General features: G+C 37.0%; 17 protein-coding genes. 11 read left to right on the forward strand and 6 right to left on the reverse strand.

Features of this window, described 5'->3' with window-relative positions:
* Window positions 1-755 precede the first annotated feature (755 nt).
* The gene (locus tag H7U17_RS19635) at window positions 756-2141 is read left to right on the forward strand and encodes an FAD-binding oxidoreductase (protein ID WP_186758557.1); all 1386 of its coding nucleotides are present in this window, start codon (window positions 756-758) and stop codon (window positions 2139-2141) included.
* A 318-nt stretch (window positions 2142-2459) separates the two neighbouring features.
* On the opposite strand, the gene H7U17_RS19640 is transcribed toward H7U17_RS19635, so the two are convergent.
* Together H7U17_RS19640 and H7U17_RS20745 are read right to left on the reverse strand one after the other, a co-directional pair.
* Complete coding sequence (locus H7U17_RS19640; protein WP_186758558.1) at window positions 2460-2747, reverse strand: hypothetical protein; 288 nt, start codon at window positions 2745-2747, stop codon at window positions 2460-2462.
* A 122-nt stretch (window positions 2748-2869) separates the two neighbouring features.
* Window positions 2870-2992, reverse strand: a complete 123-nt coding sequence (locus H7U17_RS20745) for a hypothetical protein (RefSeq protein ID WP_262891711.1) — start codon at window positions 2990-2992, stop codon at window positions 2870-2872.
* Window positions 2993-3291: 299 nt separating this feature from the next.
* Between H7U17_RS20745 and H7U17_RS19645 the strand changes: the two genes are divergently transcribed.
* From H7U17_RS19645 to H7U17_RS19650, 3 genes are all read left to right on the forward strand, one after another.
* Window positions 3292-3672: a nuclear transport factor 2 family protein gene (locus H7U17_RS19645; RefSeq protein WP_186758559.1), complete on the forward strand. Its 381-nt coding sequence runs from the start codon at window positions 3292-3294 to the stop codon at window positions 3670-3672.
* Window positions 3673-3735: 63 nt separating this feature from the next.
* A complete protein-coding gene (locus tag H7U17_RS20750) occupies window positions 3736-3858 on the forward strand; it encodes a hypothetical protein (RefSeq protein ID WP_262891712.1) in 123 nt (40 codons plus the stop codon).
* Between the two features lie 335 nt (window positions 3859-4193).
* Window positions 4194-4724 carry a sigma-70 family RNA polymerase sigma factor gene (locus tag H7U17_RS19650; protein WP_186758560.1) on the forward strand — a complete coding sequence of 177 codons (531 nt, stop codon included), beginning with the start codon at window positions 4194-4196 and terminating at the stop codon, window positions 4722-4724.
* A gap of 102 nt (window positions 4725-4826) precedes the next feature.
* Here the strand turns inward: H7U17_RS19650 and H7U17_RS19655 are convergent, their stop codons facing one another.
* Both H7U17_RS19655 and H7U17_RS19660 read right to left on the reverse strand, forming a co-directional pair.
* Window positions 4827-6995 (reverse strand): TonB-dependent receptor, encoded by a 2169-nt coding sequence (locus H7U17_RS19655; protein WP_317172780.1) that lies wholly within the window; start codon window positions 6993-6995, stop codon window positions 4827-4829.
* 73 nt (window positions 6996-7068) lie between these two features.
* The gene (locus tag H7U17_RS19660; RefSeq protein ID WP_186758561.1) at window positions 7069-7413 is read right to left on the reverse strand and encodes a hypothetical protein; all 345 of its coding nucleotides are present in this window, start codon (window positions 7411-7413) and stop codon (window positions 7069-7071) included.
* A gap of 1208 nt (window positions 7414-8621) precedes the next feature.
* Here H7U17_RS19660 and H7U17_RS19665 point away from each other — a divergent pair.
* A complete protein-coding gene (locus H7U17_RS19665; protein ID WP_186758562.1) occupies window positions 8622-9740 on the forward strand; it encodes an ATP-binding response regulator in 1119 nt (372 codons plus the stop codon).
* A 374-nt stretch (window positions 9741-10114) separates the two neighbouring features.
* Here H7U17_RS19665 and H7U17_RS19670 read toward each other — a convergent pair whose 3' ends face one another.
* Window positions 10115-11008, reverse strand: coding sequence for a glycoside hydrolase family 16 protein (locus H7U17_RS19670; RefSeq protein ID WP_186758563.1), 894 nt, complete (start codon window positions 11006-11008; stop codon window positions 10115-10117).
* Between the two features lie 396 nt (window positions 11009-11404).
* On the opposite strand from H7U17_RS19670, the gene H7U17_RS19675 reads away from it, so the two are divergent.
* On the forward strand, window positions 11405-11872 hold the full coding sequence (locus H7U17_RS19675) for a DinB family protein (protein WP_186758564.1): 468 nt from the start codon (window positions 11405-11407) through the stop codon (window positions 11870-11872).
* Between the two features lie 111 nt (window positions 11873-11983).
* On the opposite strand, the gene H7U17_RS19680 is transcribed toward H7U17_RS19675, so the two are convergent.
* Window positions 11984-13036, reverse strand: a complete 1053-nt coding sequence (locus H7U17_RS19680; RefSeq protein WP_230981509.1) for a helix-turn-helix transcriptional regulator — start codon at window positions 13034-13036, stop codon at window positions 11984-11986.
* Between the two features lie 122 nt (window positions 13037-13158).
* On the opposite strand from H7U17_RS19680, the gene H7U17_RS19685 reads away from it, so the two are divergent.
* The 5 genes from H7U17_RS19685 (at window position 13159) to H7U17_RS19705 (ending at window position 16424) form a co-directional block, all read left to right on the forward strand.
* Window positions 13159-13650, forward strand: a complete 492-nt coding sequence (locus tag H7U17_RS19685) for a DinB family protein (RefSeq protein WP_186758565.1) — start codon at window positions 13159-13161, stop codon at window positions 13648-13650.
* Between the two features lie 15 nt (window positions 13651-13665).
* On the forward strand, window positions 13666-13884 hold the full coding sequence (locus H7U17_RS19690) for a hypothetical protein (RefSeq protein WP_186758566.1): 219 nt from the start codon (window positions 13666-13668) through the stop codon (window positions 13882-13884).
* 353 nt (window positions 13885-14237) lie between these two features.
* The gene (locus H7U17_RS19695; protein WP_186758567.1) at window positions 14238-14876 is read left to right on the forward strand and encodes a hypothetical protein; all 639 of its coding nucleotides are present in this window, start codon (window positions 14238-14240) and stop codon (window positions 14874-14876) included.
* A 213-nt stretch (window positions 14877-15089) separates the two neighbouring features.
* Window positions 15090-15662 carry a Crp/Fnr family transcriptional regulator gene (locus H7U17_RS19700; RefSeq protein ID WP_186758568.1) on the forward strand — a complete coding sequence of 191 codons (573 nt, stop codon included), beginning with the start codon at window positions 15090-15092 and terminating at the stop codon, window positions 15660-15662.
* 78 nt (window positions 15663-15740) lie between these two features.
* Complete coding sequence (locus H7U17_RS19705; RefSeq protein ID WP_186758569.1) at window positions 15741-16424, forward strand: DUF4386 domain-containing protein; 684 nt, start codon at window positions 15741-15743, stop codon at window positions 16422-16424.
* The last annotated feature ends 348 nt before the right edge of the window (window positions 16425-16772 follow it).

Raw genomic sequence — 16772 nt, forward strand, 5'->3', positions numbered from 1 at the left:
TCAGGACCAACGAAAGGAAACATGCCAAGGAGGTATTGATCTGGTAGGGATATGATGGGGTGGAGTTACTTCCCCCTTTAGGGGGCTAGGGGGTGAGGGTAGTTTAATCGGTTAATTGTTGAATTGTCGAATCGTGGGATTGGGGGATTGAGAATTGGGAGGGGAGTTCGGTAAGGGGGGAAAGCGTGTTGATTATTGGGCTGAGGATGTAATGGTTTGTAATTCTCAGGGTAGGATAATGGGTTTGAAGGGAGTCTGGAGGCTTGTCTGCTGCCAAGCAGGCTCCTACTATATTAAGTTCCAAGTCACCGCTGTGCTAAAGACTTGAAACAACGGATTGTTTGGGCTTTATATTGTGGCTTTGGAGAGCATTTCGTTTCTTCAGGGAAAAGGTAGCAAAAAAGAGGAGACGTCATGGGAACGCCTAGGGAAGGTTCAAATTTTATCTCTATTTATACTATTGTATTGTAGATAGCTAAATAGTAATGGTTAGGAACCCTAAAGGGAGACAATCAAAAGATCGTTTTAGCGTCAGGAGAGATTTGGAGGAGGAAGTAAGAAATAAGTAAAAAACGATATTCCTCGACTGTCACTGTGGGCGAACAGGTTCGGCGGTGCCTAGACTATGGAGTTCCAGATCACTATTGGGCGAATAAGATATCGAAATATTGCAAATTATCTATTTGTAAATCAAGTATTTGTCTTTGAAATATTGGTAAAATTCGATATATTAAATCAGACAAGCCCACACCATCATGTCTACACAAAAGATTAATGCTACTTTAATTGAAAATCTTACCAAACAGGTTAGGGGAACAATAACGCTACCGGAAGACCCGGATTATAATGAAGAACGGAAGGTGTATAATGCAATGATTGACAAGCGCCCAGGAATGCTTGTTAAATGTGTGGATGTGGCTGATGTGATTGCATGCGTGAATTTTGGCAGAGAAAACAATCTATTAATCGCGATTAGAGGTGGTGGCCACAATGGTGGAGGATTGGGTATTTGTGATGGTGGAATGGTGATCGATTTATCAGGGATCAAGTTTGTCCATGTAAATACCTCCAATAATACCGTTCGGGTGGGTGGAGGAAACCTTTGGGGAGAAGTGGACCATGCAACACATGCATTTGGACTTGCTATTCCAGCAGGAATTATCTCTACCACCGGAGTTGGAGGATTAACACTTGGAGGAGGAATTGGTTACCTGGCAAGAAAGTATGGTCTTACCATAGACAACTTGTTAGAAGCTGATATGGTATTGGCTGATGGTTCCTTTGTAACGGTAAACGCTAAACAACATACGGATTTATTCTGGGCCATTCGAGGAGGTGGTGGTAATTTTGGAATCATTACCTCTTTTAAATTTCAAGCTCATAAGGTAAAGACTGTTTTTGGAGGTCCTACTTTGTGGCCTATTGAAAAAACAGATGAAATAATGAAATGGTACCAAGATTTCATCAATAAGGCCCCCGATGAATTAAATGGATTTATCGCCACTTTGGAAATTCCCGGTCCTCCATTCCCTGAGGCATTGCATCATAAGCAATTCTGTGGAATAGTGTGGTGCTATATTGGGGACATGGATAAAGCTAAAGAAATTTTCAAGCCTATCCTTGCTCAAAATCCTATATTTGAACACCTAGGAGAAATGCCATACCCTTCTATACAGACATTATTTGATGGATTGTTTCCCCCCGGACTTCAGTGGTATTGGCGTGCTGACTTTTTTAATGAATTAGGACCAGAAGTAAGAAAACAACATTTCAAATTTGGTTCTACCATACCCACTCCGCTTTCTCAAATGCATTTATACCCACTCAGTGGAGCAGCTAGTAGAGTGGGCGCAGAGGACACTCCTTGGGCTTATCGTGATGCCAAATATGCAGGGGTTATTGTAGGTGTGGATCCAGATCCAGCAAACTCCAATAAGATTACGAAATGGTGTAAGGATTATTGGGAAGCCTTGCATTCCTATTCATCAGGAGGAGCTTATTCTAATTTTATGATGGACGAAGGCCAGGAACGTGTGCAAGCAAGCTATAAGCATAATTATAGCCGTTTGGCCCAAATAAAAAAGCAATACGATCCTGAAAATCTTTTTAGTGTGAATCAAAATATTAAACCAGCCATTTAAAATAACTGATTGATAAAATCAGGTCTTTATCTCAACAAATCAGGGAATTGTGTTCCCCAGCAATGCCACATTAATGTATTTCACCCTTGTTTTATAATTTGCCCAAGAAGATTTTAATATAGGATTAAAAAATACTGATGTATAGTCTGTGTGCCCACATCACTGCGATTGTAGTCATAGCGAAGAGAAGTAATCTCGTCGTACGCGCAAGTTGGGTACTTCGAGATCACTTTGCTTCACACTTGATGAGGTATTCAGAGTTATGAGGAAGTCTCCTTAAACTACAATAATACATCCAAGATTTTGGGGTTGGATGAATTATTGTTTGTTAGGGTATACCTTTTCGTATTCTTTCAGCTCCTCTGCTGTTTTTTCTTGTAATTTTCGAGGAGGAAGGGATGTCCTTTCCTCTATGGCCTTATCAGCTCCATCGAAAAATGAATTGTTCCCTTTCCTATCTTTTACAATATGGAAGGCATCATAGAGTTGTCCAGTGGCCGTATGGGCCCTATAGCTCAGCTTTTCGTTATCTATAGTAACGAATTGGTAAAGTTGGGTTTCCGATGCAGCTCGGTCCATCCATTTGTCCATTGTCAGTTCGTACATTTTCGGACCACTGACCGAGACCACATAAACCGGACCTTTTCCCTTAACAGGTTTTCCTGAAACGCCTGTGGAAATATTATGCCCACGCCCATAGGTGTGGTCATGCCCCTGTAAAACAAGATCTACCCCATATGCTTCAAATAGGGGTTGAAAAGTCTCCCTGAATTCCCGGTTATCTCTTCCGGAGCGTCCCCATTTTTTATGAGGACCAAAAGTTCTTGGTCTGGTTGTTCATCAAATGGCATGGAAGGGCGGTTTGTTCCATCAAATAAAGTGGATATTATTATAAATTATTACGTTTTTTAGGTTAAGAATTTATTAATGAAATTATTCGATCAATTTAGTCATGACTGGATATAGGAGATCGTAACGACTATTATGGGAAAGTGAAGAACTTGGAAAAGTGGGGAGAGAAAGGAATTGCCATCCATTGGTCCAAGGACTGTCTATGTCTGAAAATAGATGGTATTCAGTGATTCCCATTGTTCTCGGACGAAAAATTGGTCAAAAGTACGGTGAAAACTGAATTGAATTATAAATAAAAATGGATAAAAGAACTAAAATAGCTCGCCAATATATCGAATTTCTAGAAAAAGGAGATTCAGATAAAATCATTTCATTATTTGCTGAAAATGGTACCGTAGAGTCTCCTTTGTATGGGAAAATGAAAGCTGCTGAATTTTACAAAACACTGTTTTCTGATACTATTCTTTCAGTATTGGAGCTGAAGGGCATTTTTTCGGAGAAGGCTTCCAATAACCTTGCCTTGTATTTTAATTACAAATGGACATTGAAAAATAATGAGCTTGCTGATTTTGACGTGGTTGATATAATAGAATTTAATCGATCGGATGAGATCAAGTTTTTAAAGATTATATATGATACGGTAAAAAGCAGGGAGATAATGAACAAAATAAGGGACTGATCTGTGAATTAAAGTTAGTACGGATTTATTGCCTTTAAAATATTGAGGCTGTTAACTCATTTCATGAATTTATATATTGGATGGGCGAGTAGGTTACTTCCTGGTACTGTTTATAGTATTTATAATAACAGTTATGCTGAAAGAATTATACTTTTAGGGTCTGGTAGTATCAAAGAGCAGAGCTAGAGGGAATGCCGAGGAGATGTTTCGACAAGGCTTATATTTTTTTTGGTGGTATTTCGAACAGGATATATTTAATAGGAACAGGCAGTTATTATAATATCTATATTTAGAAATATTCCAATTTTTATTAAATTAAATAGTATCCTTTTTGGGCTCTTGGCGTCTACTTGTTGAAACAAAAATTTAGAAAATTATGGAAACTTGTAAATGCACCAATTGTGATTGCCAAAAATGTAACTGTGTCAATTGTTTGGAAAGCAATTGCCCTTGTGAAAAATGCGATTGTCAAAAATGTAGTTGTTGTCAATCTTAAATGGAAAGGCTTAACCTAATCTACCATGGAAACAACATCCCGTGCAATAGTGGAAAAATATGGCGAGCAGCTTTATTTTTTTATCCTGAAAAAGGTGAAGAACAAGGATATCTCCAATGATGTTTTCCAGAACACCATATTAAAAATCCATACGCATATAGACCAGGTAAAAAAGCCCGAGAAGATCAAGTCATGGATTTTTCAAATTGCAAGAAATGAAACCATGGACCATTTCAGAGAACGTTCCCTATTATCTGAAGAGCATATCAGTAACCTTTCAAATACCCAAGGTTCATCGGAGAAATTCTGCTGTTTTGACAGGTTTATAGAAGAGCTACCCGAAAATTATAGGGTATGCATAGAAAAGGTGTACTTGGAAGGAATGAAGCAGCAGGAGGCAGCTCTTCACTTAGGGATGTCACTAGCCAATCTAAAAGCTAGGGTCAGGCGGGCGAAAAATATTCTAAAGCAACGGTTCAGGGAATGTTGTAAATACAGTTTGGACGATAGAGGAATGTTGGTCGGAGAACCTGACTGTTCCTATTGTGCAGGTTAGGTCAAAATGAATAAATTGATCCTTTTTTGAATCAATGAACCATAAATAAAGGCCTGTCAACAAGATCATGACAGGCCTTTTGTTCAATTAATAAAATTCCTTTTAAAGGCTGAGTTTAAAGCCCCCATTAATTACAAAACCGTCCACTGGGGCATAAATATCCCTGAACTGAGGATCGTCAATATTTCCTGTGAAGATCGTGTCAAACCTGGTCTGACGGGTATCCAACATGTTTTCAAAATTCAGAAAAAGGGAAAAATGCTTGCCTAATTTTTTCTCAGACATGATTCCCATAATCCAATAGGATTTTCCGGTCTTTCCATCAGAAAGTTTTTGAGGGCTGAAATAATAAGCCTCCAGTCCAATCCAGAAGTCCCCATGTTTTTCATACATCAATACATTATTCAGTCGGTGCTTGGCCACCAAAGGGTACTCCGTGGTTTCATTTCCATAATGCTCATTTACATCTGCAAAGGTATAGCCCAAGAACAGTTTGAAATCATGGTAAGTCCATTTCATATTGGCTTCCAAACCATGGGTGTTGATATAACCATTCGGTTGGGTAAATTCATACATCTCCTCATTGTTCCTAACCAATATCATTGGATCATCGATCTGTGTGTAGAACAGAAGGGCATTGGTGCTTAGGCTTAATTCTCCGGAAATAGGCCATTTATAGTTGACATCCAGATTAATCCCAGTAGAGCGCTCAGCCTTAGTCTTGGAAACATCTATGGGGAGAATATTTTGAAAGTGAAGTCGCTCGGTATCCTCGGTAAATTGGGTAGGTGTTTTATATCCAAGTCCTCCTCCTGTTCTGAAAGTAATCCTTTCATTGGGTTCGAACATCAATGAAAAGCGTGGCAGCAGATAAGCCCCGTATTGGCTTTGGTAATCTCCTCTCAATCCTGTTTCCAGTGCCCATTGCGTGGCCATATTCCAAGTGTTTTGAACAAATACTCCAGTAGTATAATTTGAAAAGCTAAGATCCTGTCCGGGATCTCCATGCCTTTGGTCAAAATTTTCCGTCCATAGGTTAGCTCCCAAGATCCATTCTACCTTTTCTCCATAGGTAGCGTAATTAAGTTCTGAAAAGGTAGAAACCTGCTTTCCTCCAAAGGTATAGTCAGGAATGGCAATGGACCTTTCGAAGAAACTTATACTGTTTTTCAGCTGGATACGTGAATGGTCAGAAAACCGATGAGTAGCATCAAACTGAGTGGACAATCGGTCAGTATTGTTCTTCTCAAAATAACCGGTGTTGCTGTCCCCTTTCACATAATCCATGTTTCCTCCCAAACGATCTTCGGTAACAAAGTTAAAACCCAAGTTTATATCCGTTTCCTTGTCAATATACAGGAAGAGCCGTGGGTTTACCGTATACCGTTCAAAATTAGGGATGGCAGTCAGCCCAATACCAGCAGGGTCATAGGCGGTTCCCTTATTGTATGAAGCAAATACAGTGGTCCCTATTTTGCCATATTTTTCTGCATAAAAACCACTGACATCCAGCCCCAGTGCTGAGGTTCCGTTAACCATAAAATTGAGTTGCCGGTCTTCTTCGGGAGTTCTAGAAACCAAGTTCACCAAGCCTGCAATAGCCCCGCCACCATAGAGGGTAGAAGAAGCCCCCTTGATCACTTCTACCTGCTTCAGGTCCAAAGGAGCGATCTGCATCAGGCTTAAGCCTCCGGAATAGCCTGAATATAAGGGAAGTCCATCCCTTAATAATTGGGTGTATTTTCCATCAAGCCCTTGGATGCGGATGCTGGAATTATAACTGGTCGCCGAGGTCTGCTGGGTCTGAATTCCTGTGCTTTCGTTAAGCAACATACGGATATCGCCAGGTTTCATATTTCCTTTTTCTGCCAGTTCTTCCCCGGCAATAAATTCCACCCGCGTAGGGATATCTTCTATGGTCCTGCTGCTTCTGGTGGATGTGATGACCACTTCTTCCATTTCCTCATCTGCATGGGACATCAGAAGTGTAAATTCTTCTTGATCTTCTAAAGGAAAGGACTTTTCCAGTTTTATTGTCTGGTAACCTATATATTGGACCGATATCTCATAGGTCCCGTTGGGAATTCCATCAATTGAAACCTTTCCCTCTGCATTGGTTGCAGCTCCTTTTTCCAACTGTGGAATAAAGACCGACACGCCCAATAAGGGTTTCTTTGATTCCCTGTCCTTTATGGTTGCTGTAAAAGTATTCTGGGCCATAGCCGTACCCAATAGGCATAGCAATAGCATTCCTGTGATAATGTATTTCACGGTGTTTATGAATTGTTATTTGATCGGAAAGTTTAAATGGTAATTTAAAATTACTTTTAAGTAAAAAAACAGATCAGGCCTGTGGAGGTTTGAAAAGTGAATTTGTCAAGGATAAGGGTTTGAATTCAGATAGATCTCCAACAATTGTCTTGTTTATTTTCTCAACGGTTAAGGTAGGGAAATCAACTTGTTCAAATATAAGCCCAGGACAATTTCCACAGGTATAAAAAGGAGAACATAATCCTGAGCTTGGGGCAGTGCCCTGTAAGGGAGCATCATCACAACTATGCTTGGTCTGATCGGAACAAGTGTCCATTGGAGGACAACAGGGTAATAAGGACAGACTCAACACAATAGGTAACATGATAGTTGAAATCAACTTCATGACAGGTAAGTTCCTATTGTTCTTTCTTTCCATTGTTCAGATGCCTATCAACTGGCTGATTATTATTTAACCGTGATTATTTGCAAGGCAAATTTAAATATTCTGTAACATTAAAAAAATCGTAAGGGAGGTAGCCATAAAGATAGACTTGGGCAGTTACAGGAAAACAGCACCCAATTAATGCAAAATCCCTTAGCTATAAGTTCCCTTAATGGCCTTCTAAATATAAGTTCAAAGTAATACCCTTAAGCATATGATCAAAAAGGGGGAATCACCTATTAAACGAGAATGACTGACTTGTAAGCTGGCTACTTGCTAAAAACAGTCTCTGAATGTTTTCTTCACGTTTGTCCCTCTAATGATCTTCCGACTCCTATCCCTTTTCTCGCGTTAACAGTGTCTTTATTTTTGCTAAACTCTAAGAAAACGTGGTGCTTTTTTGTGAGGTAGAGATAGGGAGGGCTATCTTTTGCTTTTAATGAACTATTCTTTCTATGGTAAACGAAATTGTTCAATATGCTTACTTGTTCCCCTAAGGTAGACTTATTGTATTTGTGAACAATCGGAAAAAGAAATCATCAATATTGTTTTACTTAAGTAGGAAGAAAGAGTACAGCTTCTTTCAATTGGGGACGACAAAGGCCCTTTAGATGGGGAATTTTGTGAATGAGTTTAGAGTTTTGTTCGATTTAATTCTAGTTTAAATGTAGTTAGTGTTTTTTTTATTGTTTTTTAAATTATTTGAAGCTAGAGATTATTTTGGCTTTAATCTATATAAAATTGGGTTTTATGTTTATTGATAATGGTTTATTTAATTAAAATTTTTTAAGTTATAATAAATGAATTATAAATAAATATTGATAGGTAGTTCAAGGGCTTTGTTTTATTTTTTCGATGTCAGAAAAGCTCTTTTATTTTTATATATTTCGAAATGGAATTCATGATTTTGGTAAGAAAATCATATCCCGCATTATAACAGGAGAGGTTATTGATATTAGCAGTTAATGCTTTGGTTTATAAGGTGTTGGGTCTTGATTCTTGGCATTTTGTTTATGTCTAATTGACACTAACTATTGCTTTCAGTCGTTTAAATAGGTTCTTTTTGTAATAAACCTTATTAATGGAATCTGAGTTATTAAAATTCTGATGATAAATCATGGTAATACTTATCATATGATAACAGGCTTAAAATGAATAAAGGCAATAATCTTATTAAAACTTCAGCAAAAAGATTAAAACTCATGGCGCAAGTAAGCCATGAGATCAGGACGCCGCTACATGCGATTATTGGGTTGACTGAGGAGCTAGGTCAGACAAGCCTGGATGGTGACCAAAGGAATTTGGTTGAGAACCTGTTGAAGACAGAGCGGATATTGATGAACTTGGTCAATGATGTGTTGGATTATACCAAACTTAAAGCAGAAGGATTTACCATCAGAAATAAAACTGCGGTATTACCTGATCTTATGAATGAAATCAGCATGCTTTTCGAATCATTGGCCAAAAAAAATAGTACTGATATTGTGGTTCAATGTGATACAGCATCTCCAAAAGTCCTAATAGATGTACTAAGGATCAAACAGGTTATAGGTAATTTGGTGAACAATGCTTTGAAATTTACCAATAATGGAAGAATTACCATAAGGTGTAGACAGTTGAATTCCAGGGCTGAAAACAAGAATAAATATCGTTTTGAAGTAAGTGATACAGGTCCGGGCATACCAACTGGTTATGAAGCAAAGATTTTTGAAGAATATGGTCAAACGAAAGAAGGTAAGCAAAAGAATGGGACAGGTTTGGGATTAACCATCTCTAATAAGATCCTAAAAAAAATGGACAGTAAACTTAAAGTAAAAAGTGTAACTGGGAAAAATAAAGGTAAAGAGTCCGGAGCCACCTTCTATTTTGATCTATATTTGGAACCATCCGAGCTGCCTGTTGATGATAAGAAAAAGAAATTGATACATTCATTTCACGGGAAAAAGGCGCTATTGATAGATGATGATATACTTATGCAAGAAGTGACCAGCAGGATGTTGGAAAAAGAAAATATCCAAACCACGGTGTCAGGTACCTTAAAGGAGGCCAAAAGCCTACTTCTGAAAAATGAGTATGACTTATTACTGGTGGATATGCATCTTGAAGATGGCAAAGGGACAGATATTTTGGAGTTTTGTGAATCAAATAAAATAAGAACTGGTCCAGTTGTTATTATCTCAGCTTTTATCCCTGAAAGTGAAAATCAAACTATTTCTAAGGCTAATGCAATACTTAACAAACCATTTAACGGAAGAGCGCTAAAAAGAGCACTTTCAACTGTTTCAAACATCGATGAATTGAAAGCTGTAATTGATAAATAATATCAATTTTCAGGTTTTAAATAGAGGACGATGGTCATCTTTTTAAAATTGATGATTATCTATTCAAATATCCTTCGTAGTCCTATCTATTTCGATAAAGGTCATATCCTAAAGGTTGTGCGCCTTTATTTAGCTGATAATGAAGGTTGGATGCTTTCTGATGAAAGTTCCGGTTTTATTTTTTTATAGTCCATTGATTCAAAATGTTTGTGGGTATTATATTGGTCAATGGTTTGGCTGATGGCCCTAAAAAACTTGATTTTCCAATAATACCCCTTCTAGGAATAGTAACTATGTTCTGCTTTCTTTTCCTATTATGGTCATTACAAAGCGCTTCCCAGTGGGGATTGAAGAATTCCATGAAATTGTACTACTTACTGCAAAGTACTTTTATATGGATGATATGACATCCAGTCTACCTCCAATTCGTATGGCTGTAAGGGTTTTTCTATAGATAATGAATTCGTTTCGACTGGCCAATCGGCAGTATGCCAAAAATTCATTCGATAACGCGTTGGGTTTTGTGGTATGCCCCTGGTGGATCCCTGATAATCCCACAATATCACCTTTTTACCACTGTCGGGATGAATCATCCACCACCTGATTCGGTCCTCAAACCAATCAAAACCGTAGGTGTAAAATCTAGATGAGGCATCAAAGTCCGGGATGGCCATAATGGTTTCAGGTTGGTTTTGTTTACCGCTTAAAGGCTCACGTTTACCTGCATGACCTTCTCTATAGGTCGTTTCATAGATTATTCCTTTAGCAAGATTGATTGTCCTGCCAATTCGTTTTAATTCACCGGATTGCCCGCCCGTCCATGTACCTATATAGATAATTGTAGGATCAGCAGGGAGCCATTCAAAGTCTATTTCACTCAGTCCGGCCAAACGGTCCTTATGGTAGGTGAAATATCCTACTACTGCGCCGACATTCGGCTGAATATTTCTCACATTTGGAACTTTTAACCGCGCAGAATAAGTACCAAAATGCGTAAAGTCTTTTGAGATAATTTCAGGTCCACGTCCTGCACCTGCCTTATCCTCCGGATCTATTTTAAAGGAAAGAATTTTAGTGTCCGGCTCAGAAGGAGAGCTCACGCCCACCTTGTATTTAAAGCTGGCTTTGGTACCGGTAGAACCATACCTAAATTGATTTAAACCAGTGTCCTCAAAATGCTCAACAAATGAACGATGGTTATTATCAGATTGCGCAACTGCATATAGGGGTATGAATAATAATATTGCCCATAAAAGGTGTTGTTTCATAGATGCAGCTGGTTGATTTGAATTATCAATATACAAAAAGAAAAATAGCATTTGTTAATGCTTGTTTCATGCATAAAAGTAGCCATCATTATTTTTGAAAAAAGTGCCAAATGAAGATGGGCATATTTTATACCCAAGGAGGGGACTAATGAATACCTGGTATTTGTTCTTTGAGCAACCTTCTGCATGAAATGGAATACATCTCCATGCCATGCTGGTGTGGATTTATAATTCAAGAAATGCTGATCAACAGGAATTGCGAAAGAAGTAAATAATATATTAGTTGAAATAATTTATAGCTTTGATGTTTATGCCATTGAAGTATTTGGTTTTTCTAAAGCAGTTGAGAATCAAAATTCCAGAAAAAATTAAAAAGATCCTTTTCTAAATTTAACAATGAATCAAGCTGAATTAATCATTTTAAATTTTAATGAGATAAGACGCAAAAGCATAGCATTATGGCAGGGACTTCCAATAGAATATTATAATTGGAAACCTGATGAAAATGCAATGACTGCAATTGAAATGGTTAGACACGTCCTACAAGCTGACTACGGATGGAATATTATCATTAACCAGGGTGATATGTCAAACTACAGAACTCCATGGGAAAATAGACCATTTAAGAGCGTTGAAGATGAACTTACATTTGCTGAACCGTATCGAAAAACATTTCTAAATAGCGTCCAGCAATTCTCTGACAGAGCACTTGCTGATACTCATATAGTTCATCCTGGAAATGGGGAATTGAAACCACTCGGACAATATTTATTACGAATAGGGTATCATGAATCTGTCCACGCGGGACAATTTATATCCTACCTGAGAGGAATGGGAGTAGAGCGACCGTTTATTTGGGATTAACAAATAAGAACTATAAGTAGGCGGGCGGACAGCGACCAAGAAATAGATAAAGCTTTATAAATATGCGATCCCTCAGGCCTTCATACTAGATTAAATAGGTTAAAAGTGCATTTAAAGTTGGGTAATCGCTTTTTCCAAAATCTCTTTTACGCGGATTTTTAGGCTTTCAGGTTCAATTATCCTAGCATAATCTGAAAACACAATATACCATCTTGAAAAACCATGTTCAATATAGGGTGTCATGAATGTCATTTCTACTTGATTTCCTTTGACTTTTTCAGACACAAAACCGTATTGCATTTTGCTGTTATTTATATACCGTACCACACTTTTATCCACAGTAATAACCACTTTTGTTTTTGGTATATTTTCATGCTGGCTGCGGTATTCATCTAAGGAAATGTGTTCTCTGGTGAAATTATGTTGAGTGGACTTAATCGCCAGCATTCTATCGGTTCTAAACTGTCTATAGTCTTTTCTTAAATGACAAAATGCCAATACATACCAAAACCCGGATTCATGATAAATACCAACAGGCTCTACTAAACGTTCTGAAGGTATTTCTTTATTTAAGGCCTGGTATTTTAAAAACACCTGTTTTTTTTCAGCGATACTTTCAAACAAGGTTTCAAGGGCATTCGGTAAATTGTCATTAAACAATTTATGTATAGGGTCAACCAATATTTGTGATTCTAGAGCAGAAATCCAGTCTTTTTCACGACCGCGTAAGACCGATTTTAACTTCATCATTGCAGATTCGTAGTAATTGCCCAAGGATTTATCTACAAACTTCTGCATTAGCTTTTCTGCAGCAACAAAACTTCCTGCTTCTTCTCTAGTAAACATCACTGGTGGCAAACGGTATCCTTCCATAATGGAATACCCCACACCAGCCTCACTTATTATAGGTACACCAGATGCTTCCAGCGTTCGTATATCACGATAAATGGTACGCAGGCTCACCTCAAACCTATCAGCCAATTCTTGTGCTTTTACTATATGTTTGGACTGTAGCTGAATAAGTATAGCTACAATTCTATCAAATCGTTTTACCGTATCTAAACCCATAATGACATAACATATTACCCAAAGATAGGACTTCAGGCGGAAGTATATTTGAAATTTTGACTTCAACATAATGACTTCACTTCTTATATCTTGCAAATACACCTTGGCCAAGTGACAAAGGCATGTCAACAGACATTTTTAAAATTTCATTTTCCCTCCTGACATAAAGCTGTCACCAGTCCATCATAATTTGGTATCAAACAATTAAAAATATAATTATGGAATCAACAACAAACACATTATTGGAACCAGTAATTACACCTGCTGATTTATTGGTACATTGGCAAGGTCACAGAGGATTAACCCGGAGGCTTATTGAAGCTTTTCCTGAAGAAGCCTTTTTTAACTACACCATAGGTGGCATGCGTACTTTTGCTGATATGGTGATGGAGCTTTTGGCCATTGCTGGTCCAGGCATTAAGGAAATTGCTACTGGGGAAACCCAGAAGCTAATTGAAGAGGTGAATCATGGTAATAGCAAATCAAAGATTCTTGAACTTTGGGATGAAGCCACAGTTGAAATAAACACCTATTGGGCACAGGTAAAACCCGAGCAGTTTCAACAAAAAATTAAAGCTTTTGGTCAATATGAGGGTACTGTTTGGTCTTCGATCTTCTATTTTATTGATAATGAAATCCATCATCGCGGACAAGCTTATGTTTATTTACGTGCTTTAGGTGTTGAACCTCCGTTTTTTTATGAACGCTAGCCAATATCAATTAGAATGAAAACAGTTTTGGTATTTAAAACATCAATTACAAAAAACTGGGAGATTGAAATAGTTCAGCCCACATTAAACCGCTTAATAGCTGAACATGGTCGTTGGAATTTTGATTTGGAGGATTGCGACAATATCCTTCGAGTAGAGAGCCAAATGATTAAAGCTGCTGCCGTTTTAAAAGCAATTCAATATCATGGCTTTTATTGTGAAGAACTTCAATGATATAAAAGGGATGACAGTTTACTTGATTTTCAAAAGAGATATAAAAAATGGTTTGGAAAAAAATCGTTTAGCTAATTTGTTCTCCTTTCATAGGTCTACGATCTTCTCTGATCAATGAAATGGATGGTATCCAACAAAACTGCAAAATTAGGATTTAAGGCGGGGATTAAAACCCGCCTTATCATTTATATATAATTTTGTCTGTCTTTTTAATATTATCAATGATTGTTTACTGTGTTAATGTAGCAATTCACGGTATATTTCCGTTCAGGGAATAACAGCAATATTGTTTAAAGGTAATTATTATAGGATACCTAGGTTCTTATCTTTTTGTGTTCATAAATAAAAAGACAATGAGAAAATATATTTTAATTCTGATGGGACTAATGATATTTTCTTCCTGTGAAGATGATGAGAATGCATCCAGTTCCCAATTATGCAATGATGAATACTTTTATTATTCAGGTGGTGGTAAAATATACTTCAAACCTTCATTATATGAAGTTTGGATAGAGCTTGAACAAAAAGGTTTGAGTAGGGAAGAAGCAAGATCCATCTTAGAAAAACACCCATTTATTGATACTAACAAGATGGGAAGGGGTTCAGATAATGACAGGTTTCAAGTAAATATAAATGGTGTAAATGATTGCACAGATTTAAAAAACTATTTGATAGTCCTCAATAATGATTCAGAAATATATTCTGCAACTCCAGTGTTTTATTCATCTGATGATGACCCAATGAGTTATTTGATTTTATTAAGTGAGGTTTTAACAAAAAATAATGATGAAACTATAGCTGAATCAGCATTTATAGATTATGCTGAATCCCTTAATTTGGAATTAATTGAATCAAAACATGCTACACAACAATTTAAGGTCAAGGAAGTAGAAACAGGATTTGAAGCTTTGGAAATAGCCAATGAAATATACGAAACCGGAAAAGTGGACTATTCCCACCCTAACTTTATTGCCAATATTGTTTTACATTGATGATGAAAAAATCAGCTACTATTAGGTGATAATAAAGATTCGGTATTCATCATTCCCGATTTTACTTAAAATGATATTTACATCAGGCTTATCAAGTCAATAAAACTACAAGTAAATTTCATCAGGGAGGCTATAGCTCGTCACCCAACCATTATTTGCCCATTTTAAATGCCACATCTAAGTATTGTATTACAAAACAAAAAGTATTGAATTTTGGAAAATAGAATATTAAAATATTTATCAAATTACACTACAATTACAGAGGACTTAGAGAAGGCAATTTATGAAAGTGCTTTTTTTAAAAGCTATAAAAAAGGGACTGTTCTACTAAAGGAAGGAGACTTTTCTAATGAATGTTATTTTATTTTGGAAGGGTGTATTAGAAGTTATTTTTTGAGAGATGGTGAAGAAAATACCATAGAGTTTTATACGGAAGAGCAAGTTGTTACCCCCACCAATTTTGGCAAGCCAATTCCTTCTCCCTATTACCTAGAATGCTTAGAGGATACAGTGGTAAATGTAGGTAATCCCACAGTGGAGAAAGAAATGTTTCAAAAGTATCCGCAATTGGAATCCTTATCAAGGGTGATAGCTGAAGTAATATTAAACAAGCAACAAGCATCTTTTGCTGGATTTAAAACCTCCAGTCCGGAAGAGCGCTATTTAAATTTACTGAAAACAAGGCCCGATTTGCTCCAAAGAGCATCTCAACGTCAAATAGCCAGTTATTTGGGAATTAAACCAGAATCTTTGAGTCGAATCAGAAAAAGATTAATGAACAAATAAATTCCTTCTTAACTTAAGTCAATGTGGTGAAAATGCCATCATGATATTTTTGTACAAAATCTAATAAATAAAAATATCATGAACCTGACCAGGAAAAAATCAATTGTTGTTGGTGCATTATTAATTCTTAGCATAGTTGTAGGTATTCTAAGTATAGATCCAGTTATTGATAAGCTGGATAATCTTGCAAATATTTCTATCCATGCAAACTCAATAATAATTAGGGCTTTCATGCAGTTTATTTTAGCCCTCATTTATGCCAGTATTCCTATTATTCTATATTCAATATTAAAAAAAGTGAATAATGGTTTGACGATTGGTTTTCTAGTTTTTAGAATTATTTCTGTGATTTTCATTCTCATAGGCTGGATGAGCATATTGTTTCTGCTGGTCTTAAGTCAGGAATTTGTAAAATCAGGCAGCCCCGACTTATCCTATTTTCAAACTTTGGATAATTTATTACGGTCGGGGAGAGATTTAATCAATCATGTGGCAATGCCCTTAACCCTGAGTGTTGGCAACTTGATGTTTTATTATATACTGTACCAATCAAAACTAGTCCCTCAATGGCTATCTGTTTGGGGACTTATCGCTACTGTATTGAGCAGTGTTCTTGCGAGCCTGCTACTGATGTTTAGTGTTATAAACATCATCACACCTATCTATATATTATTAGCTCTTCCTACAGCATTGTTGGAAATAGTTTTGGCAATTTGGTTGATAGTTAAAGGCTTTGATTTGAATATGGTAAATACTATTTAGAGGAAGTGCCTGTCCTTTGAACACTCCGAGGTCCATTCTATTTTAATGCTACTATCAATCGGATAGGCTAAATTCTGGTCAAACACTTTTTTAGATGAAAGATTTCTAATTGCGTGTTGTTTTGAATATGGGGCAAGGAAGATGAGCAGTATTTCTGATATTGGTTATATGGCCTCAGGAATCTGCTTCCCCTTGCCGGGGATTATAAACCGTCTAAGTTTGTTTGTATAATGAACTGTAGTTTATTTAAAAATATCCCTTTGAGCAGAATAAGTGACCAAAAAGTGGATAAATTATAAAATTGGAAAGAATAGTAGCTTTGTTTTTTGTCCAATTCCTTGTACGGGT

The sequence above is a fragment of the Echinicola salinicaeni genome, assembly GCF_014280965.1.
In the GTDB taxonomy this organism is placed as follows: domain Bacteria; phylum Bacteroidota; class Bacteroidia; order Cytophagales; family Cyclobacteriaceae; genus Echinicola; species Echinicola salinicaeni.